The organism is Aeromonas sp. (assembly GCF_051657805.1).
Classification (GTDB): Bacteria; Pseudomonadota; Gammaproteobacteria; order Enterobacterales; family Aeromonadaceae; genus Aeromonas.
In genome coordinates this window covers 1-20,175 of record NZ_JBOFLJ010000036.1, presented here as the reverse complement: position 1 = coordinate 20,175, position 20,175 = coordinate 1, and the positions used below count along the sequence as shown (strand labels likewise).

At 60.9% G+C, this 20,175-nt stretch carries 16 protein-coding genes; 9 read left to right on the top strand and 7 right to left on the bottom strand.

Translation table 11 applies throughout. The annotated features are described in order from the left end of the window. Nucleotides 1-7: 7 nt before the first annotated feature. The 3 genes from ACRCYW_RS13685 to gshA are packed head-to-tail and all read left to right on the top strand — an operon-like array spanning nucleotide 8 to nucleotide 4,944. Nucleotides 8-445: a YqaA family protein gene (locus ACRCYW_RS13685; RefSeq protein ID WP_438550629.1), complete on the top strand. Its 438-nt coding sequence runs from the start codon at nucleotides 8-10 to the stop codon at nucleotides 443-445. A gap of 27 nt (nucleotides 446-472) precedes the next feature. Beyond that, on the top strand, nucleotides 473-3,286 hold the full coding sequence (locus ACRCYW_RS13680; protein ID WP_438550628.1) for a M16 family metallopeptidase: 2,814 nt from the start codon (nucleotides 473-475) through the stop codon (nucleotides 3,284-3,286). Between the two features lie 59 nt (nucleotides 3,287-3,345). Further along, nucleotides 3,346-4,944, top strand: a complete 1,599-nt coding sequence (gene gshA / locus ACRCYW_RS13675; RefSeq protein WP_438550627.1) for a glutamate--cysteine ligase — start codon at nucleotides 3,346-3,348, stop codon at nucleotides 4,942-4,944. A gap of 41 nt (nucleotides 4,945-4,985) precedes the next feature. Here the strand turns inward: gshA and ACRCYW_RS13670 are convergent, their stop codons facing one another. The 3 genes from ACRCYW_RS13670 to aspA all read right to left on the bottom strand — a co-directional run bounded on the left by ACRCYW_RS13670 (nucleotide 4,986) and on the right by aspA (nucleotide 8,726). Beyond that, nucleotides 4,986-5,711 carry a lipopolysaccharide kinase InaA family protein gene (locus ACRCYW_RS13670; RefSeq protein ID WP_438550626.1) on the bottom strand — a complete coding sequence of 242 codons (726 nt, stop codon included), beginning with the start codon at nucleotides 5,709-5,711 and terminating at the stop codon, nucleotides 4,986-4,988. Nucleotides 5,712-5,838: 127 nt separating this feature from the next. Further along, entirely contained in the window at nucleotides 5,839-7,158 is a 1,320-nt protein-coding gene (locus tag ACRCYW_RS13665) for an anaerobic C4-dicarboxylate transporter (RefSeq protein WP_438550625.1), read from the bottom strand. Nucleotides 7,159-7,286: 128 nt separating this feature from the next. Beyond that, complete coding sequence (gene aspA / locus ACRCYW_RS13660; protein WP_438550624.1) at nucleotides 7,287-8,726, bottom strand: aspartate ammonia-lyase; 1,440 nt, start codon at nucleotides 8,724-8,726, stop codon at nucleotides 7,287-7,289. Nucleotides 8,727-9,174: 448 nt separating this feature from the next. Here aspA and ACRCYW_RS13655 point away from each other — a divergent pair, with 448 nt between their 5' ends. Then, entirely contained in the window at nucleotides 9,175-9,645 is a 471-nt protein-coding gene (locus ACRCYW_RS13655; protein ID WP_438550623.1) for an FxsA family protein, read from the top strand. Nucleotides 9,646-9,661: 16 nt separating this feature from the next. Here ACRCYW_RS13655 and ACRCYW_RS13650 read toward each other — a convergent pair whose 3' ends face one another. Further along, the gene (locus ACRCYW_RS13650; RefSeq protein WP_438550761.1) at nucleotides 9,662-10,996 is read right to left on the bottom strand and encodes an MATE family efflux transporter; all 1,335 of its coding nucleotides are present in this window, start codon (nucleotides 10,994-10,996) and stop codon (nucleotides 9,662-9,664) included. Nucleotides 10,997-11,237: 241 nt separating this feature from the next. On the opposite strand from ACRCYW_RS13650, the gene ACRCYW_RS13645 reads away from it, so the two are divergent. The 5 genes from ACRCYW_RS13645 to ACRCYW_RS13625 all read left to right on the top strand — a co-directional run bounded on the left by ACRCYW_RS13645 (nucleotide 11,238) and on the right by ACRCYW_RS13625 (nucleotide 16,004). After that, on the top strand, nucleotides 11,238-11,531 hold the full coding sequence (locus ACRCYW_RS13645) for a co-chaperone GroES (protein ID WP_005309514.1): 294 nt from the start codon (nucleotides 11,238-11,240) through the stop codon (nucleotides 11,529-11,531). A gap of 40 nt (nucleotides 11,532-11,571) precedes the next feature. Beyond that, a complete protein-coding gene (groL, locus tag ACRCYW_RS13640; protein WP_438550622.1) occupies nucleotides 11,572-13,206 on the top strand; it encodes a chaperonin GroEL in 1,635 nt (544 codons plus the stop codon). Nucleotides 13,207-13,301: 95 nt separating this feature from the next. Continuing rightward, nucleotides 13,302-13,799, top strand: a complete 498-nt coding sequence (locus ACRCYW_RS13635) for a molybdopterin-binding oxidoreductase (RefSeq protein ID WP_438550621.1) — start codon at nucleotides 13,302-13,304, stop codon at nucleotides 13,797-13,799. Between the two features lie 25 nt (nucleotides 13,800-13,824). After that, nucleotides 13,825-15,756, top strand: a complete 1,932-nt coding sequence (locus tag ACRCYW_RS13630; RefSeq protein WP_438550620.1) for a putative bifunctional diguanylate cyclase/phosphodiesterase — start codon at nucleotides 13,825-13,827, stop codon at nucleotides 15,754-15,756. A 59-nt stretch (nucleotides 15,757-15,815) separates the two neighbouring features. Further along, a complete protein-coding gene (locus ACRCYW_RS13625; RefSeq protein WP_438550619.1) occupies nucleotides 15,816-16,004 on the top strand; it encodes a hypothetical protein in 189 nt (62 codons plus the stop codon). A gap of 60 nt (nucleotides 16,005-16,064) precedes the next feature. Here the strand turns inward: ACRCYW_RS13625 and rluA are convergent, their stop codons facing one another. The 3 genes from rluA to ACRCYW_RS13610 form a co-directional block, all read right to left on the bottom strand. Further along, on the bottom strand, nucleotides 16,065-16,733 hold the full coding sequence (gene rluA, locus ACRCYW_RS13620) for a bifunctional tRNA pseudouridine(32) synthase/23S rRNA pseudouridine(746) synthase RluA (protein WP_438550618.1): 669 nt from the start codon (nucleotides 16,731-16,733) through the stop codon (nucleotides 16,065-16,067). Nucleotides 16,734-16,829: 96 nt separating this feature from the next. Continuing rightward, nucleotides 16,830-19,697 (bottom strand): RNA polymerase-associated protein RapA, encoded by a 2,868-nt coding sequence (rapA, locus tag ACRCYW_RS13615; RefSeq protein ID WP_438550617.1) that lies wholly within the window; start codon nucleotides 19,695-19,697, stop codon nucleotides 16,830-16,832. A gap of 226 nt (nucleotides 19,698-19,923) precedes the next feature. After that, on the bottom strand, nucleotides 19,924-20,175 hold a 252-nt coding region (locus ACRCYW_RS13610; RefSeq protein WP_438550616.1), incomplete at its 5' end, for a hypothetical protein.

The window sequence follows — 20,175 nt, the reverse complement described above, 5'->3', positions numbered from 1 at the left end:
AGCCCGCATGATAGAGTCCCTGGAAACCGGGCTGGGCTGGCTGTTTCTGAGCGCTTTCACCTCGGCGACCCTGCTGCCCGGCAGCTCGGAAGTGCTGCTCGGGGTGATGGCCAATCAGGGCCAATGGAGCATGGCCAGCCTGTTGTTCTGGGCGACCTTCGGCAACACCCTGGGCTCCATGACCACCTGGTGGCTCGGCTGGCTCGCCACCTTCAAGAAGAAACCGGAAGATTTTCAAGGCCGTGGGGAACAAAAGGCGCTCGGTTGGCTCAAACTCCATGGTCACTGGTGTCTGCTGCTTGCCTGGACGCCGGTGATAGGCGATGGTCTCTGCCTGCTGGCCGGTTGGCTGCGCCTCTCGTTCTGGCGCTCTCTCGTTCTCATTGGGCTCGGCAAATTGTTTCGTTATGCCCTGGTGTTTCTGCTGGCCAAGCAGATCTTCTAGTCTTTTTCGTTCAGTCACGAGGTAACCGTGAAGCAACTCATCCCATTAAGCCTTCTCATGGGCTTCGTCCTGCCGGCGCTGGCCGCCCCGACCCTCATATCGGAGCAGGTCAAGCAGGAGGGCAAGCTCGGCATTCCCTACCAGATGTACAAGCTGGACAACGGCCTGACCGTGATCCTGGCACCGGACAAATCCGATCCCCTGGTACACCTCGACGTCACCTATCACGTGGGCTCGTCCCGCGAGACGGTGGGCAAGTCCGGCTTCGCCCACTTCTTCGAGCACATGATGTTCCAGGGTTCCAAGCACGTGGGTGACCAGGAACACATGCGGATCATCAACGAGGCCGGTGGTGACATGAACGGCACCACCAACAAGGACAGAACCAACTACTACGAAACCGTGCCGGCCAACCAGCTGGAGAAGGTGCTCTGGCTGGAGGCGGACCGCATGGGCTTCCTGCTCGATGCGGTGAGCCAGAAGAAGTTCGAGATCCAGCGGGCCACCGTCAAGAACGAGCGGGCCCAGCGCATCGACAACCAGCCCTATGGCCTGGTGAGCGAGAAGGTGGGGGAAGCCCTCTACCCGCGCACCCATCCCTACTCCTGGCAGCCCATCGGCTATGTGGAGGACCTGGACCGGGTCGGCGTGGATGATCTCAAGCAGTTCTTCCTGCGCTGGTACGGACCGAACAACGCGACCCTGACCCTGGGGGGGGATTTCGACAGCAAGCAGGCGCTGGCCTGGATAGAGCAGTATTTCGGCCCCATTCCCCGCGGCCCGGACGTGGCCGAGCCGACCCCCGAGCCTGCCACCCTGCCAGAGACCCGCTACGTCACCCTGGAAGACAAGGTGCACCTGCCGCTGCTCTACATCAGCTACCCGACCGTGGCCCTCGGCGACCCCAGGGAGCCGGCGCTGGACATCTTCGCCGACGTGCTCGGCGGCTCCGCCAGCTCCATGCTCTACCAGTCCCTGGTCAAGACCGGCAAGGCCATCGAGGTAGGGGCCGGTCACTCCTGTGAGGAGCTGGCCTGTACCCTGACGGTCTACGCCTACCCGAACCCGGCGGTGGATGGCAGCCTCAAGACCCTCAAGGGGGAGGTGGACAAGGTGATCGCCGACTTCGCCAGCCGGGGGGTCAAGCCTGCGGATCTGGAGAAGGCCATCAGCAGCTACCGCTCCGCCGCCATCTGGGGGCTGGACAGCATAGAGGGCAAGGTGAGCCAGCTCGCCATGGGTCAGGTGCTGGCTCAGGATCCCAACTATGTGTTCAAGAACCTGGATGCCATCGCCGAGGTCAAGGCGTCTGACGTCAAGGCTGCCTACGACAAGTTCATCGCGGGCAAACCCGCCGTGGTGCTGAGCGTGGTGCCCAAGGGCAAGACGGACTGGCAGGCCGCCGCCCCGAACTTCACCCCGGCCAAGCGGGAACTGCCGGATTACAGCCAGCACGGGGAGCCCCTGGCCCTGCGTCCGGTGAAGGACAACTTCGATCGGAGCGTGCAACCCAAGGCGGGGGACGCGGTCAGCGTCAAGGTGCCGGCCATCTGGCACGGCAAGCTGGACAAGGGCATCGAGATCATCGGCACCCAGAGTGACGAGATCCCGGCCGTCTCCATCATGATCGCCCTGCCGGGCGGCATCCGTGCCGAGGGCAAGGGGGAGCTGGGGCTCGCCAGCCTCACCGCCGCCATGCTGGAGCAGGGCACGGTGCGCCTCTCCGAGGCCGAGCTCAGCGACGAGTTGCAGAAACTCGGCGCCAGCATCAGCGTCTCTACCGCCCAGTACAACAACCTCATCACCATCAGCAGCCTGACGGACAAGCTGCCCCAGACCCTGGCGCTGGTGCGCGAGGTGTTCGAGCGTCCCGGCATGCGGGAGGCGGACTTCGAGCGACTCAAGGCCCAGATGCTGCAAGGCATGAAGCAGAGCGAACAGCAGCCGGAGTGGCTGGCAGGTCAGGCGTTTCGCGAGCTGGTGTACGGCAAGCAGAGCCGCCTCGGCCAACCGACCAACGGGGTGCTGGCCGATGTGGAGAAGCTGACCCTGGCGGACGTGAAGCGCTTCTATCAGACCTACTACAACCCGACCAATGCCAAGGTGGTGGTGACCGGCGATGTGACCCAGCCGCAGATCGAGTCCGAACTCGGCTTCCTGACCCAGTGGAAGGGGGCCGCGCCCAAGCTGGGGGATCTCAAGCCTCAGGGTGAGCAGGCCAAACCCGGCATCTATCTGGTGGACAAGCCGGGGGCGCCCCAATCGGTGATCCGCATCGGCCGCCGCGCCATGCCGTTCGACACCACGGGGGATTACTTCATCGCGAACCTGATGAACTTCAACCTGGGGGGCAACTTCAACAGCCGCATCAACCTCAACCTGAGGGAAGACAAGGGCTACACCTATGGGGCCAGCTCGGGCTTCTCCGCCAATCGCGAGGCTGGTGTCTTTGCCACCGGCGCCAACGTGCGCACCGATGCGACCGTGGATGCGATCCGCCAGTTCCTGAAGGAGATGGATGGCTATCGCAAGAGCGGCCCGACCCCGGTGGAGCTGGCCTACATGCGCAGCGCCGTCTCCCAGCAGGATGCCCTCTCCTACGAGACCCTGGGCCAGAAGGCGGGCTTCCTGCTGCAGATGATCATGTATGACCTGAAGCCGGACTATGTGCAGGCCCAGAACCAGCTGATCAAAACGGTGTCACCCGAGACGTTGAAGGCCAGTGCGGACCGTTGGCTGGACCCGGCCGACATGGTGATAGTGGTGGTGGGAGACAAGCAAAAGCTTGAAAAACCGCTTGCGGAGCTTCATCTTCCCATCTATCCACTGCAACTGCCCTGACAGGCAGTGCAAAATAATGAGCGCCGCCCCGGCGGGGCGGCCACACATGAGCCGTGAATATGACTACTACTAGCTTGTCGCTCACCGAGTTGTTGGCAGCCCTTGGCGCCCCGGAGCGGGTCACCGCCCTCAAGGGGATCCGCCGCGGGATAGAACGTGAATGCCTGCGCATCACCCCGGAAGGCACCCTGTCCCAGACCGATCACCCGAAGAGTCTGGGGTCGGCCCTGACCCATGGCAACATCACCACCGACTACTCGGAGAGCCTGCTGGAGTTCATCACCCCGGCCACCGACTCCATCGAGAGCCTGATCGAGCAGCTCGGCGACATCCATCGCCACACCATTCATCACCTCGGTGACGAGCGGATCTGGCCCCTCTCCATGCCCTGCTTCGTCGGGGACGAGGAGAGCATCCGGCTGGCCCAGTACGGCAGCTCCAACATCGGCCGGATGAAGACCCTCTACCGGCAGGGGCTGAAGAACCGCTACGGCAGCCTGATGCAGGTCATCGCCGGGGTGCACTTCAACTTCTCCATGCCGGACAGCTTCTGGTGCGAGTGGCAGGATCTGGTGGGGGAGGGTTGCTGCAGCCAGCGCTTCATCTCCGACAAATACATGGGGCTGATCCGCAACGTCTACCGCTTCGGCTGGCTGGTGCCCTATCTGTTCGGCGCCTCGCCGGCTATCTGCGACTCCTTCCTGAAGGGGCGCAAGAGCAGCCTGCCGTTCCAGAAGACCGGCAAGGGCACCCTCTACCTGCCCTATGCCACCGCCCTGCGCCTGTCCGATCTCGGTTACACCAACAGCGCACAGGCGGGGCTCAAGATCAGCCACGACAACCTGCCCGCCTATGTGAGCAGTCTGCGCCGCGCCATCCACACCCATGATCCCGAGTTCGCCAAGATAGGGGTCAAGGTGAATGGCGAGTACCGTCAGCTCAACGATAACGTGCTGCAGCTGGAGAACGAGTTGTATGCCCCTATTCGTCCCAAGCGCACCCCGCGCAGCGGCGAGAAGCCGTCAGACGCGCTGGAGCAGCGTGGCATCGAATACATAGAGCTGCGCACCGTGGACGTGAATCCCTTCACCCCGTTCGGCATCGAGGTGGATCAGATCCGCTTCTTCGACCTGTTCCTGGTCTGGTGCCTGCTGCGCCCGTCCCCCGTGCTGACCGACGAGGAGGTGGCGCGCAATCGCCGCAACCAGAACAAGGTGGTGCTGGAGGGGCGTCGTCCCGGCCTCGAGCTGGAAGACGAGCAGGGCAACCCCATCGGCCTCAAGGAGTTCGGGCTCAAGCTGTTCGGCGAACTGGAACAGGTGGCCGAGCTGCTGGATCGCTGCTGCGGTCGCAACCGCTACCGCGAGACCTTAGGCATGCACCGGGAGAAGCTGCTCGACCCCGAGCTCACCTACTCCGCCCGCCTGCTCAAGCAGCTGCTGGAGAGCGGTCAGGACAACGGCTGCTTCGGCGACGAGCTGGCGAGCCGTTATCGCGAGCAGATGCTGGCCGGTGAGCTGGAATACTGGGACGAGGCCTATTTCGCCGGAGAGGCGCGGGATTCCCTCGCCAAGCAGCGGGAGCGGGAGCGCGGTGACAGCCTGTCGTTCGACGACTTCCTTGCCGATTACTTCGGTACCCGTCAGGCCACGGTCTGACACTCAGCCTTGATGAAAGCCGCTCCCTTAAGCGGCTTTTTTTATGGTTTTTTGTTCAGTGCGGCGCGATGTGAGATCACCAGCCGTTCCAGCTGTGCCAGCAGGTAGTCGCGATAACCCTGGCCAAACAGTTTGCCGGGCTCCAGGGAGGCGATCAGCGTCTGCCGGCGCTGGCTCTGCAACAGGGGGAGGCGGCGCACATGGGTATCTATCCAGACGAGGGCGCCTGACGGGGCCTGCATCAGGTTGCCGAGGTGCAGATCCCGGTGGTAATAGCCCTGTCTGGCCAGCTGGAAGATGTCCCTGGCCAGCTGACGCAGCAGGGCGAGCCGGCTCGCCTCGTCGGCGCGCTGGAAATAGGCGTCACCAGCCTGGTGATCCTGCAGGTACTGTACGGCAAGGAAGGAGCCGAGGGGATTGAGGGGGTTGAGGGCGAGACCGGCCGCCTTGCAGGGTACCACGTTGAGACCGGCCTGGCGGATCAGGCGGTTGCTGCGCCACTCCCGGAAGGCATCGATATGGCCGACCAGCCGCTTGCTGAGCAGATCCCGGCACAGCCAGCGCAGGCTCCAGCGGGGATACTTATCGGCGACCAGCTTGCAGAGGCTGTTGCTGGAGTCGTGGTGCCAGAACAGGCTGCTGCCCTGCTGTTCGAAGCGCCGGGTCTGGCTGGTCTGGGCCAGGGTCCAGGTCGGTAGCTTGAGATCGTCGTTTACCAGCAGATAGTAGTGTTTTCTTCCGTTAAAATGCAGGGATGTCAGTGTCATAGCGCTGTTTTTAATATAGCTGACGGTGATTAATTGTCTCCCTCGAAAGCTGATGGAACCTGAATGGGGTGCCGGAAAAAGAAAACGGCCCCGCAGGGCCGTTGATGCATATGGGTCGACGACGGGATCAGAGGATTAGGCCGCCGAAGAAGAAGCCCAGGGCCACTGCCATGGCGATGGTAGCCACACCCGGGATGAAGAAGGGGTGGTTGAACACCGCCTTGCCGATGCGAGTGGAGCCGGTGTCATCCATCTCGACTGCCGCCAGCAGGGTCGGGTAGGTTGGCAGCACGAACAGGGCGCTTACCGCGGCGAAGGAGGCGATGGCGGCCAGCGGGCTGACGCCCAGGGCCAGGGCGGCAGGCATCAGTGCCTTGGTGGTGGCACCCTGGGAGTAGAGCAGCATGGAGGAGAAGAACAGCACCACGGCCAGCAGCCAGCTGTACTGGTTCAGCAGGTCGCCGGCGAAGGCCTGGATCTCGACCATGTTGCCCTTCACGAAGACGTTACCCAGCCAGGCCACACCCAGCACGCAGATACAGGCAGACATGCCGGACTTGAAGGTCGGCATGTTGGTGACCTGGGAGGCATCCAGCTTGCACAGCAGCACCATCAGGGTGGCGGCGGAGAGCATGATACCCATGATGGCGCCGTCGCGGGGGATGGGCGGGTTGGCGATCAGGCCCACGTTGCCGGAGATAGCGGTGGCATAGGCCATGACGGCGACGATGGCGGCGACGAAGATGCCGACGGAGAGCTTGGCGTAAGGCTTGAGCTCAATCTGGTTGGTGCCGCGCAACTTGATCAGACCCTTGGCCTTGCGCTCCAGATAAACTTCGTCCTGCTCCAGCGGCTTGCCCAGCATGTTGGCCACGAAGGCGCCCAGAATACAGGCGATGAAGCTGGACGGGATGCAGATGGCCAGCAGGGTCAGGTAGTCGACACCGAGCGGCTCAAGCATGCCGGAGAAGGCTACCACGGCCGCCGAGATGGGGGAGGCGGTGATGGCAATCTGGGAGGCGACGACCGCGATGGAGAGCGGACGGGACGGGCGAATGCCCTGCTCCTTGGCCACTTCGGCGATCACTGGCAGGGTAGAGAAGGCGGTGTGACCGGTACCGGCCAGCATGGTCATCAGGTAGGTGACGACCGGGGCGGCAAAGGTGATGTGCTTGGGGTTCTTGCGCAGGGCTTTCTCGGCCAGGGAGACTAGGTAATCCATGCCGCCGGCCAGCTGCATACAGGCGATGGCGCAGATCACGGACGCGATGATCATGATCACGTCCCAGGGCAGATAGGTCACCAGCTGATCACCCGGGATGGGCATGCCCAGACCCCAGGTCAGTACCAGCACCCCCAGACCACCGGCAAAGCCGATGCCGATGCTGCCGATCCGGGCCCCCAGATAGATAGCGGCGAGCACGACGAGTAACTCGATTCCAATCATAGCGAACACTCCAATTTCCAGTTTTTTTAGGTTTTTATATGGCAGGAAAGCCAATTCCCGATGGGGCTGTGGAAGACCAATCGGGAACTGACTCTATGGGCCGGGAATACCCCGGCCCATGGATCCGCTTATACGGCTTCGCGAGTGTAGCGCTTGGCCTTGTATTGCGGGTTCATCAGGTTCTCGATGGAAAGGATCTCATCCAGCTGCTCGGCGGTCAGCAGGCCGCGCTCCAGCACGACTTCACGGACGTTCTTGCCGGTCTGTGCACAGATCTTGCCGACGATGTCCCCTTCGTGGTGACCGATGAAGGGGTTCAGGTAGGTCACGATGCCGATGGAGTTCAGCACGTGGTTCATGCAGATTTCCGGGTTGGCGGTGATCCCTTCCACGCACTTGACGCGCAGGGCGACACAGGCTTTCTCCATCAGGCTCAGGGATTCGAACATGGCCTGACCAATCACAGGTTCCATGACGTTCAGCTGCAACTGACCCGCTTCGGCAGCGAAGGTGATGGTGACGTCGTTGCCGAATACCTTGAAGCAGGACTGGTTGACCACTTCCGGGATGACCGGGTTGACCTTGGCCGGCATGATGGAGGAGCCCGCCTGCATTTCCGGCAGGTTGATCTCCTTCAGGGCAGTGCGCGGACCGGAGGAGAGCAGACGCAGATCGTTACAGATCTTGGACAGCTTCATGGCCAGACGCTTGATGGCGCCGTGCAGCATCACATAGGCGCCGCAGTCGGAGGTCGCTTCGATGAGGTCCTCTGCCGGCACATAGGCGCGACCGGTGATCTCGGCCAGGCGCTTGATGGCCAGGGCGGAGTACTCGGGCGGGGTGTTCAGGCCGGTACCGATGGCGGTGGCGCCCAGGTTCACTTCCAGCAGCAGTTCCTGGCAGCGCTTGATGGACTTGATCTCTTCACGCAGGGTGACGGCGAAGGCGTGGAACTCCTGACCCAGGGTCATGGGCACCGCATCCTGCAACTGGGTACGACCCATTTTCAGGATGTTCTTGAACTCTTGAGCCTTGGCGTCGAAGGCGGCGATCAGACCTTCCAGGGCGAACAGGGTGGTGTCTGTGCTGTTGACCACGGCGACGCGGAAACCTGTGGGGTAGGCATCGTTGGTGGACTGGCACTTGTTGACGTGGTCATTGGGGTTGATGACGTCGTAGCGGCCCTTGGCCAGGCCCATGATCTCGAGGGCGATGTTGGCCAGCACCTCGTTGGTGTTCATGTTGACGGAGGTACCGGCGCCGCCCTGGTAAACGTCGACCGGGAACTGGTCGAAGCACTTGCCGGTGTTCAGCATGAGGTCGCAGGCTTCGACGATCTTGTCGGCGATTTCGGGACGAATGGTGCCGAGTTCACCGTTGGCCAGCGCGGCGGCCTTCTTGGTCAGCACCATGCCACGGACAAATTCGGGAACGTCAGAAATCTTCTGGGTGCTGATCTTGAAGTTCTCGACGGCGCGCAGGGTGTGCACACCGTAATAGAGATCGTTGGAAACTTCTTTGGTGCCCAGCAGGTCTTCTTCAATGCGGACGTTCTTGATGTCGCTCATTGTAATGCCTCAGAAATCAGATAAATGGAAAAATCCTCACCGAGTGGTCGCGACTTCCTTCACGCACGGTTCATCCTGAAGCACCACACATCGAGTGGGGCGGTTGGGAGCCAGATGCCCCCGGGTAAACATTGATGTAGATATTACCTCAATCGAGGTATCTGATATTAGACCTGGATCACTAAATTTGAGGCGACCCTAAATATCTTGTGGTCATTAAACAGATACTGCAATTGTGCGATTTACTGTGACAGAACAACCACTTCAATCCCAGTTATTCAATAAGATATTTGTCTGAATCCCGATCCCTATCACTCATCAGACTTGAAAAATGAACGGGAAGCCCCATTTTAGTTGTCAGAACCAACAGAGCCGTGGCCTGGCGCCGAGATCGCGCCCCAGATGGTGCCACCTCTGGTTCATCTATTTCACCCGCACCGAGGTTTTTATGGGCAAGTTGTTACTGTTATTGGTTGGCCTGGTCGTGCTGGAGCTCACCGTGATGATCGAGGTGGGGGCCGTGATCGGTGCCTTGCCGACCGTGGGCCTGCTGATCCTGACCGCCGTGCTGGGCTCCTCCCTGGTGCGCAGCGAGGGAATCAAGACCCTGTTCAGTGCCCAGCAGAAGATGCAACAAGGGGAGATGCCGGGCCGTGAGGTGATGGGCGGCATCATGCTGGCGCTGGCCGGTCTGCTGCTGATCATCCCGGGCTTCGTGACCGACTTCTTCGGGATCCTGCTGCTGCAACCCTGGCTTCGCAACAAGCTGGCCGACAAGCTGGTGGGCAGCAGTCAGTTCCGGATGCAGATGGGGGGCTTCCAAGCGCAGCAACCGCCGTTTGGAGCAGATTCGATCGATGGAAGGCGGGATAATCGCGGTGGCACCACCATCGAAGGTGAATTCGAACGCAAAGAGTAATAGCCAGACTGTGCCATCAGGGTTTGCCCTGATGGCACAGTCCTTCAAACCGGCGGTGGGCATAAACCCACGCCAATAGACCTGCCGCCAGGTTTGCCACCAGTATCCCCAGATAGACCCCCTGCTCCCCCCCCCATTTTGATCCCAGCCAGGCCCCTGGCAGCAAGAAGACAAACAACCTCAGCCCGTTGAACAGGAAGGAAACCGTGGAGGCCCGTACGCCGTTGAGGGCGGACGCCAGCAGCATCACTATGCCCTGGAAGCCGTAGCCGATGGGCACCAGGTGCAGGTAGAGCACTATGAGCCGCACCACCTGGGGTTGATCGCTGAACAGGGTGGCAATGAAGGGGGCCAGCCACCAGACGAGGCCATAGACGACCAGTTGGAACAGCAGGGCGAAGCGCATGCAGATGAGCAGCGCCGCCCTGGCTCGCGCCGGATTGCCGGCCCCGCAGTTTTGCGAGACGAAGGGGGCCAGCACCGAGGAGAGTGCCATCATCACGATCAGCAGCAGGGCCTCCACCCTCGACGCGGCGCCGTAGGCGGCCACCACCTCGGTGCCGAGGCTGGCGAAGATGATCATCAGCACGGCGTTGGCCAGGGGATTGAGCATGTTGGTGAAGGAGGCGGGCACCGCCACGTGCAGCAGGGCGCGCCAGTGGGCCAGCAGGCGCGGGCGCGGGGAGAGGCGCCATGACAGCAGCCGTTCCCGCTTGCGCAATATATGCAGGCTGACCAGGGTCGCCATCAGCCAGGAGAGAGAGGTGGCGATGGCGGCACCGCGGATGCCCCACTCGGGGAAGGGGCCTATGCCGAAGATGAGCAGGGGATCCAGCACCCCGTTGACCAGGCCGGCCACCGCCATCACCAGGCTCGGGGTCTTGGTGTCGCCGGTGGCCCGGATGGCGGCATTGCCCACCATAGGCAGGGCCAGCAGGGGCACGGTCAGATACCAGATGAGCATGTAGTCGTGGATCAGCGAGATGAGATTGGCACTGGCCCCCAGCAGGCTGAACAATGGGGTGATGGTCAGGGCGCCGAGTAGAGAGAGCAGGGTGACCAGCAGGACGGCGAGGAACAGGCAGTCCGTGGTGATGCGGGCCGCTTCGTCATGACGCCCCTGACCCAGGGTATGACCGAGCAGGGCGGACAGACCGGCCCCCAGCCCCATGGTCAACGAGGTGACCACGAAGGTGACCGGGAAGGTAAAGCTGATGGCGGCGAGCGCCTCCGTGCCCAGCAGACCGATGAAGAAGGTGTCGACCAGGTTGAAGGCCAGGATGGCGATGATGCCGAGTATCATGGGACCCGTCATGCGCAGCAGCACGGCAGGCATGGGGGCGGTCAGCATGGGATTGGGTCGGCTCAAGGGATCGTCTCTGTTGCTGCAGGGCCAGCACGCCGGCCGCGTCCATTCACCGTCCTGGTTCGGGTCGCTCGTCCATCAAAGATGTTCATAGTACGTGAAAAAATTTTTTTTGTATTTGCCCTTGAAGGGCTACCCAATTCGCCCCAGATCAGGGACATAACAAATTTGGCCGAGTGCGGCCATTCCTCAAGCAACACAGAGACTCATTTTGGGAGAGTTATCGATGAAAATTCGTCCACTGCACGACCGCGTCATCATCAAGCGCATCGAAGCTGAAGCCAAATCCGCTGGCGGCATCGTCTTGACTGGCACGGCGGCCCAGAAGTCCACCCGTGGTGAAGTTCTTGCCGTGGGGACTGGCCGAATTCTGGATAATGGCGATGTCAAAGCTCTGGCCGTCAAGGTCGGTGACAAGGTGATTTTCAACGAAGGCTACGGCGTCAAGACCGAGAAGCTGGATGGCCAGGACGTGCTGATCCTGTCCGAGACCGACATCCTGGCGATTGTCGAAGAGTAATACTCCCCTTTTCCCCGAATTGATTTAAGGACTCAAGAACATGGCAGCTAAAGAAGTTAAGTTTGGTAACGACGCTCGTATCAAGATGCTGGAAGGTGTGAACATTCTGGCTGATGCAGTAAAAGTCACCCTGGGCCCGAAAGGCCGCAACGTGGTACTGGACAAGTCCTTCGGTGCCCCGACCATCACCAAGGATGGCGTCTCCGTTGCGCGCGAAATCGAGCTGGAAGACAAGTTCCAGAACATGGGCGCCCAGATGGTCAAGGAAGTCGCTTCCAAGGCCAACGACGCCGCCGGTGACGGTACCACTACCGCAACCGTACTGGCACAAGCCATCGTCAACGAAGGCCTGAAGGCCGTTGCCGCCGGCATGAACCCGATGGACCTGAAGCGCGGTATCGACAAGGCCGTGGTGGCTGCCGTCGCCGAGCTGCAGGCCCTGTCCACTCCTTGCGCCGACAGCAATGCCATCGCCCAGGTGGGTACCATCTCCGCAAACTCCGACGAGAAAGTAGGCAAGCTGATTGCCGAGGCCATGGACAAGGTGGGCCGTGACGGCGTCATCACCGTCGAAGACGGTCAGGGCCTGGAAGACGAGCTGGCTGTCGTTGAAGGCATGCAGTTCGACCGTGGCTATCTGTCCCCCTACTTCGTCAACAAGCCGGAAACCGGCTCCGTCGAGCTGGATGATCCCTTCATCCTGCTGGTGGACAAGAAGGTCTCCAACATCCGCGAAATGCTGCCGGTGCTGGAAGGCGTGGCCAAGGCTGGCAAGCCGCTGATCATCGTCGCCGAAGACGTGGAAGGCGAAGCGCTGGCGACTCTGGTGGTCAACACCATGCGTGGCATCGTGAAGGTTGCCGCCGTCAAGGCACCGGGCTTCGGTGACCGTCGCAAGGCCATGCTGCAGGATATCGCCATCCTGACCGGCGGTACCGTGATCTCCGAAGAGGTGGGCATGGAGCTGGAGAAGGCGACCCTGGAAGATCTGGGCCGTGCCAAGCGCATCGTCATCACCAAAGAGAACACCACCATCATCGATGGCGTGGGTGATGCTGCCCTGATCGAGAGCCGTGTGGCTCAGATCCGTCAGCAGATCGAAGAGACCTCTTCCGATTACGACCGTGAGAAGCTGCAAGAGCGCGTGGCCAAGCTGGCCGGCGGTGTTGCCGTCATCAAGGTTGGCGCTGCCACCGAAGTGGAAATGAAAGAGAAGAAGGCCCGTGTCGACGATGCCCTGCACGCGACCCGCGCCGCCGTGGAAGAAGGCGTGGTTGCCGGTGGTGGTGTGGCGCTGGTACGCGCTGCCGCCAAGCTGGCCAACCTGCGTGGTGACAACGAAGACCAGAACGTGGGTATCAAGGTCGCCCTGCGCGCCATGGAAGCCCCGCTGCGTCAGATCGTCATCAACGCCGGCGAAGAAGCCTCCGTCATCGCCAACGCGGTGAAGAACGGTGAAGGTAACTTCGGTTACAACGCCTACACCGAACAGTACGGTGACATGCTGGCCATGGGTATCCTGGATCCGACCAAGGTAACCCGTTCTGCCCTGCAGTTCGCCTCTTCCATCGCCGGCCTGATGATCACCACTGAGTGCATGGTCACCGAGCTGCCGAAGAAAGATGCACCGGCCATGCCTGATATGGGTGGCATGGGCGGCATGGGTATGATGTAATCACTCCATTGTTATCAAACGGCTCGCATTTGCGAGCCGTTTTTTTTAGTACTACTAAACTGGATTTATTGATAGTGAAATCAGCTGAGGTGAAGATGCGTAATTTAGGTTTGATTCCATTACTGTTTTCCTTGTGCTTGCCAGCCATGGTGTTGGCGGCCCCGACCGGCCCCGTGATCCTCAAGGTAACGGGGGATGTGGAGCCCGTCGATCCGAGCAATGAGGAGGTGGCCTTCGATCTGGCCATGATCCAGGCCCTGCCGCAGCATGAAATCCTGACCAGCAACCCCTGGGTGGACAAGCCGCATAAATACGTGGGGCCCAAGCTGGCGGACGTGATGACGGCGGTGGGGGCCAAGGGCAAGAGCATCACGCTCACCGCCCTGAACAGTTTCCAGATCAGGGTCAACTGGGATAAGGTCAAGCAGTATGATCCCATCCTAGCTTGGCAGGACGATGGGATGACCATGCGGGTACGTGACAAGGGGCCCCTGTGGTTTATTCTGCCATTGGATCAGCACCCGGAGATCAGACGGTCAGAATTCACCGACATGATGATCTGGCAGTTGACTTCGATCGATATTCAGCAGTAATGACGGTGGCTTGCGGGAGTTCAGGGTGAAAGCGAAGACCAGGGCCTGGCCCTTACTCGGCGTTCTCTATCTATCCATCTTGCTGTTCACGGGAAGCACTCTGTACTGCCTGGTGCAGATACAGAATGCGACCCGGGTGATGGAAAAGTACACCTATGATGTCTCCTGGGCCCTGATGCAGCTGCAACTCGAGCTGGGTCGCTTCCTCAATGCGGTTGAGATTTACCACTATGGGGGCATAGATCACGATGCCCTGCTGCTGCGCTACGACATCCTCTGGAGCCGGACCCCCATATTGCTGAGCGGTCAGTTGCGCAAGAGTCTGGGAGACAATCAAAAGACCCTGCGCCTAGTCCAATTGACCGAGAGCAACATTCGGGAAATCGAGCCTAAACTGGTGGATTTGAAGCCGGGTACGCCGGATTATCAGCAGATCCTGATGCGGATCGCCCCCTTGCAGGAGCCTCTTTCTTACTCCCTCGCCTCCGTCATGCAGAACAACATCAATGTCTATTCGGGCAATGACAAGCGCTTCGGCCAGTTGCGCAATGCGCTGTTGTTCATGGTGTCCGGTCTGGTGATCTCGGTCATTCTGCTCAGTGGCTTGCTGATACGTGAAGCCAGGCGGCACTTCAGGATGGCCCGGATCGACCCGTTGACCGGCCTCGCCAACCGGCTGGCACTGCTGGAGAAGATGGAGTCCTACGTCAGCCGGGATACGCCATTCGGCCTGGTGCTGGTGGATATCAACGATTTCCGGGACATCAACAGCAAGTTCGGCTACAGCACTGGGGACATCCTGTTGCAGGAACTGGCGAAGCGTTTGAGCGCCCTGTGCGAGAACGGAGAGTGGATCGCCCGCCTCGGGGGGGATCAACTGGCCATGCTGCAGCGGGAGGGGAGCGATCTGCGGCAGGTGAGGGAACTGGTGGCGAGAATACTCTATGCCCTCAAGCAGGACATTCTCATCGACAACTACCCCTTCCGGCTGGAGGTTGGCATAGGCATCGCCTTCTTCCCCATGGACAGCAATCAGACCCAGGAGCTGCTCAGCCGGGCGGAGCAGGCGTTGTTCCACAGCCGCAAGACCCACGTGCCTTACGTCATCTACGATAACTCCCTGCTCAATGAGACCGCCAGGCGCAAGCACTTGGCCTCAGACATGGTGATGGCCCTTGAGCACAACGCCCTCGAGCTCTACTACCAGCCCATCGTCAATCTGGAGAGCGGTCGCTGCGAGGCGGTGGAGGCCCTGCTGCGCTGGCGTCATCCCGAGCTCGGCTTCATCCCGCCCAACGAGGTGATCCAGGTGGCGGAAGAGTTCCAGCTAGCGGAGAAACTCGGCAGCTGGATCCTCAATACCGCCTGCGAGCAGTTGCACAAGTGGCAGCACCTGGGGCTGGTCGACCTGCAGATGTGTGTCAACATCTCTCCCGGCATGTATCAGCGCAACCTGTTGAAACTGGTGGCCAAGGCTCTGATGGACCACCACATCCCCGCCGCCAGCCTGGTGCTTGAGGTGACCGAAGACACCACCATGCGGGAGGTGAAGAACTCCCTGCAACTGATGCAGGACCTCAATCAACAGGGGGTCCAGCTGGCGCTGGATGACTTCGGCACCGGTTACTCCTCCCTCAGCTATCTGCAGAAGCTGCCGGTGAGCAAGGTGAAGATAGACAGATCCTTCATACAGGGCATAGACACCTCGGTGGAGGCGGCCGAGCTGGTCGCCAATATCTGCCGGATGGGCTCCATGCTGGGCAAGAAGCTGGTGTGCGAGGGGATAGAGAGCCAGGGTCAGCTCGACGTGCTGCGCGCGCTGACCGACATCCACCTCTACGGGCAAGGCTATCTGTTCAGCCGGCCGGAGCAGGCGGCGAAGGCCTATCAGACCCTGCTAGAGATGGAGGAGCGCTGGTTGGCCAGACGGATACCGGACAAGGCATGTCTCATCTGATGGTCAATGCCTCATGTTTTGGGAATCGGGGCCGATAGTGCTTAGGCAGGAGGTACACAATGGACATTTCTAGCACTGCATCCTCGTCATATGGTTCTGCCTTGATGGTGGCCAGTCTGGCGAAAAAACAGCAACTTCAGGATGGGGAAACCGCCCTGAAACTGCTGCAGACGGCCGCCCAGCCAGCCCAGGCACCGACTCCGTCGGCGACGGGGTCACTGGGAAACAACATCAATATCCACGTCTGATCCTGATAAAAAAGCCCCCATCCATGGATGGGGGCTTTTCTTATTCAACATCGATCCGATTCAGCACGAGAAGGGGGCGGGGGCCTCGAAGCTCATGCGCTCACCGCTGCGGGGGTGGGTGATGGTCAGGCTGGCCGCATGCAGGTAAAGATGCGGCGCGGCAGCCAGCGCCTCGGGATGGGCATAGAGGTTGTCCCCGAGGATGGGGTGACCCAGTTCCAGCATGTGTACCCGCAGCTGATGGGAGCGGCCCGTGATGGGGGTCAGCTTGATCAGGCTGTTGCCGTTCTCCACCTTGAGTTTCTCCCACAGGGTCAGGGCGTGACGCCCCTCCTCGAAATCCACCTTCTGTCTGGGACGATTGGGCCAGTCCACGCACAGCGGCAGATCGACCTGACCCGAGTCCGCTTCAGGCTCCCCCCACACCCAGGCGAGGTAGTGCTTCTCGGTCTCCCGTTCGCGGAACTGGCGGCTCAGCTCCCGATGGGAATTCGGGGTGAGGGGGATGACGATCACGCCGGTGGTGGACATGTCGAGTCGATGGGCCGCCGCCGCCTTGGGGTGTTGCTGCTTGACCCTGTGCAGGACGCTGTCTTCATTCTCGGGGCCGCGCCCGGGCACGCTGAGCAGGCCGGTGGGCTTGTTGACCACCATGATGTCCCTGTCCTTGAACAGGATATCGAGCCAGGGTTCCAGAGGCGGTGAGTATTCAAATGTAGCGTCTTGCATCTTTCATCCAGGGGACAGACCCCATCAGTGACTGAGTTATGGGTGACCACGATAAATAAGGTGCATGGCAGCCGGCTATGCACCTTTACTACCTTGTCAGTTATGGGTGACCACGATAAAGCGGATGGCATCCAGCTTGAGTTGGGTCTGATCGATCAGGTGGTGCAATTCTGCCTGCAGATTGCGCAGATAATCCAGCTCGCTGTCGCGCACGTTCGGATTGACCGCCTTGAGCGCCTCCAGCCTGTCCAGATCCTGCTGCAGGGTCTGCGCCATTTGTGCCCGCGCCTTGTCGACTATGCCCGCCTTCAGCTCTTCGGCGATGACTTGCCCCTTGCCGATGAGACCGTGGATCACCGGCTGGGACGCCGTCACCAGCTTGCTGCCGAGGTGGCGATTGACCGGGGTCAGCTGGCGGTTGAAGGCATCGAACGCCACCTTCTCACCGAGGTTCTGACCATTCTTGTCCATCAACAAGCGGATCGGAGTCGGCGGCATGAAGCGATAGAGCTGGGGATGGGCGGCAGACTCGGCCACGAAGATCAGCTCAAGCAGGATGGAGCCGACCGGCAGCGCCTTGTTCTTGAGCAGGGCAACCGAGGTCGCGCCTATCTCCGACCCCAGGATCAGGTCTATCCCCCCCCGCATGATGGGATGCTCCCAGGAGAGCAGCGCCATGTCGTCCCGCGCCAGGGCGGTGGAACGATCGAAGGTGATGGTCATGCCATCCTGAGGCAGGCCCGGGAAGCTCGGCATCAGCATGTGATCCCCCGGTGTCAGCACCAGCGCATTCTCTCCCCTGTCGTCCTGATTGACGCCGATCTCGTCGAACATCTTGAGGGCGAAGGAGATCATGCCGGTATCGTCATCCTCGGCAGCCAGCTTGTCGACCAGCTGTTGGGCGGCGGCTCCTCCGCTGGAGTGGATCTCCAGCAGGCGATCGCGGCCCTGCTCCAGCCTGGCCTTGAGCGGCTCGTGCAGCTCTCGGGTCTTGGTCAGCAAGGCATCCAGGGTTTCCTGGTTCTCCTCGTTGGCGGCCAGCAGCTCGAACAGCTCGTCGCGCACCGTTTCGAAGATGGGACGGGCGGTGGGGCAGGTCTGCTCGAAGGCATCCAGGCCGTCGTGATACCAGCAGAGCAGTGCCCGCTGGGCGGTGCCGGTCAGGTAGGGGACGTGGATCTCGACGGTGTTCTGCTGGCCGATGCGGTCCAGGCGACCGATGCGCTGTTCCAGCAGGTCCGGGTTGAGGGGCAGATCGAACAGCACCAGGTGGCTGGCAAACTGGAAGTTGCGCCCCTCCGAGCCAATCTCGGAGCAGAGCAGTATCTGGGCGCCGCTCTCCTCTTGGGCGAAATAGGCGGAGGCCTTGTCCCGCTCCAGGATGGACATGCCCTCGTGGAATACGGTGCCACGTATCCCCTCGCGGGTGCGCAGCGCCTCCTCCAGCGCCAGGGCGGTGGCGGCCTCGGAGCAGATCACCAGCACCTTCTGCTGGCGGGCACCGAGCAGCAGCTCCAGCAGCCAGTCGACGCGCGGGTCAAACTGGGTCCAACTGGCGTTATCTCCCTCGAACTGCTGGAAGATCTTCTCCGGATAGAGGTAGCGCAAGGCGCGGGTCTGCAGATCGCCACCGTTGCCCCCCATCATGCCCATCACCTTGATGGCGGTCTTGTACTGCTCCGGCAGCGGCATGGGGTAGACGTTGAGGTGACGTTCGGGGAAGCCCTGAATGTTCGCGCGGCTGTTGCGGAACAGTACCCGGCCGGTGCCATGCTGATCCAGCAGCTTGCCGACCGCCTGCTGACGAGCGGCGGCATCGGCCAGATCCAGCCCATCGAGCTGGCTGGCGAGGATCTGCTTGGCCTCGTCGCTCAAGGCCTCGCCGGCCAGCAGCTCCTGGGCTGCGCTGGCAACCTGGCCATAGGCCTGCTCCTCGGCGAGGAAGGCCTCGTAGTCGTAGAAACGCTCGGGGTCGAGCAGGCGCAGACGGGCGAAGTGGCTCTGGTGACCGAGCTGATCCGGGGTCGCGGTCAGCAGCAGCACGCCGGGGACCTGTTCGGCCAGGGCCTCGACCATCTCGTAGGCGCGGCTCGGGGCCTCCTCGCTCCATTCCAGATGATGGGCCTCGTCGACGACCAGCAGATCCCACTCGGCTTCCAGCACCTGCTCGAAGCGGCGACGCTTCTTGCGCAGGAAGTCGAGGCTGCAGATGACCAGTTGCTCCGTCTCGAACGGATTCTCGGCATCGGCGAAGGCCTCGATGCAGCGCTCCTCGTCGAACAGGGAGAAGTGCAGGTTGAAGCGGCGCATCATCTCGACCAGCCACTGGTGCTGCAAGGTTTCCGGCAGCAGGATCAGCACGCGCTGGGCACGGCCGGACAGCAGCTGCTGATGGATGACCATGCCCGCTTCTATGGTCTTGCCCAGACCCACCTCGTCGGCCAGCAGCACACGGGGGGCGTAACGATGACCCACTTCATGGGCAATATAGAGCTGATGGGGGATCAGGCTGACCTTGCCGCCCGCCAGACCCCGGGTCGGGTTACGGCGGCGCTGATGCTGGTTGATCAGGGCTTCGTAGCGCAGGGTGAAGCGGGACATGCGGTCGATCTGACCGGCGAACAGACGATCCTGCGGCTTGTTGAATTTGATGAAGTTGCTGAGAAACACTTCCTTGAGGACGACGGGTTCTTCATTGTCGGTACGCACGCCGACATATATAAGCAGCCCGTCCTTCTCCTGCACCTCTTCGACCAACATGGTCCAGTCTTCATGACTGACTATCTGATCGCCCACATTGAAGCTGACCCGGGTGACCGGCGCTTCTTCTTTGGCATACATGCGGTTCTCACCGGTAGCCGGAAACATCAGGGTAACCATGCGTCCTTCTACAGCAACGACAGTTCCCAATCCCAGATCCGTCTCTGTATCACTAATCCAACGCTGGCCAAGTGCAAAAGGCATTAAACTCTCCAAAGCCCAAGAGTGTGAAATCGCAAAGGGGCGCTATGTTACCCGAAGGCGGGACCCCGATCATCATGGTTATGACATCGGGAAAAGCCAATTCGATGCAAGTTTGATCTGCCGACATCCGTCACTTGCCCAGAGCAATAAAAGACGCACATCTGAGGCCCATTCTGGGCACCAAGAGAGCAGTTTGTCTGATTAATGAGCGAACGAACTGCAGGTGTCATCTTTTTGCAATAATCCCCTTGCCAGAAAGTTTCAGCTCCCTATAATGCGCCTCCATCGACAGGGCAAGCGGCAACGCAATCAAGCCAGTCGGTGCCTCGAAAAGCCTTTTAAAATAAGGCTTGACTCGAGAAGGCGGTTGAGTAGAATGCCACTCCCGCAGCAGCCAAAAGCTGCGTCGCTCTTTAACAATTTGAATCAAGCAATCTGTGTGGGCACTCACAGCATCGAGCATCAAAAACAATTTTTG

Excerpts from the sequence above, each read along its gene's own strand:
- ACRCYW_RS13650 (WP_438550761.1), bottom strand. The coding sequence starts at position 10,996 with ATGCTGACCGCCCCCATGCCTGCCGTGCTGCTGCGCATGACGGGTCCC.
- ACRCYW_RS13655 (WP_438550623.1), top strand. The coding sequence starts at position 9,175 with ATGGGCAAGTTGTTACTGTTATTGGTTGGCCTGGTCGTGCTGGAGCTC.
- rluA (WP_438550618.1), bottom strand. The coding sequence starts at position 16,733 with ATGCAAGACGCTACATTTGAATACTCACCGCCTCTGGAACCCTGGCTC.
- groL (WP_438550622.1), top strand. The coding sequence starts at position 11,572 with ATGGCAGCTAAAGAAGTTAAGTTTGGTAACGACGCTCGTATCAAGATG.
- ACRCYW_RS13625 (WP_438550619.1), top strand. The coding sequence starts at position 15,816 with ATGGACATTTCTAGCACTGCATCCTCGTCATATGGTTCTGCCTTGATG.
- ACRCYW_RS13670 (WP_438550626.1), bottom strand. The coding sequence starts at position 5,711 with ATGACACTGACATCCCTGCATTTTAACGGAAGAAAACACTACTATCTG.
- rapA (WP_438550617.1), bottom strand. The coding sequence starts at position 19,697 with ATGCCTTTTGCACTTGGCCAGCGTTGGATTAGTGATACAGAGACGGAT.
- ACRCYW_RS13685 (WP_438550629.1), top strand. The coding sequence starts at position 8 with ATGATAGAGTCCCTGGAAACCGGGCTGGGCTGGCTGTTTCTGAGCGCT.
- ACRCYW_RS13645 (WP_005309514.1), top strand. The coding sequence starts at position 11,238 with ATGAAAATTCGTCCACTGCACGACCGCGTCATCATCAAGCGCATCGAA.
- gshA (WP_438550627.1), top strand. The coding sequence starts at position 3,346 with ATGACTACTACTAGCTTGTCGCTCACCGAGTTGTTGGCAGCCCTTGGC.
- aspA (WP_438550624.1), bottom strand. The coding sequence starts at position 8,726 with ATGAGCGACATCAAGAACGTCCGCATTGAAGAAGACCTGCTGGGCACC.
- ACRCYW_RS13635 (WP_438550621.1), top strand. The coding sequence starts at position 13,302 with ATGCGTAATTTAGGTTTGATTCCATTACTGTTTTCCTTGTGCTTGCCA.
- ACRCYW_RS13665 (WP_438550625.1), bottom strand. The coding sequence starts at position 7,158 with ATGATTGGAATCGAGTTACTCGTCGTGCTCGCCGCTATCTATCTGGGG.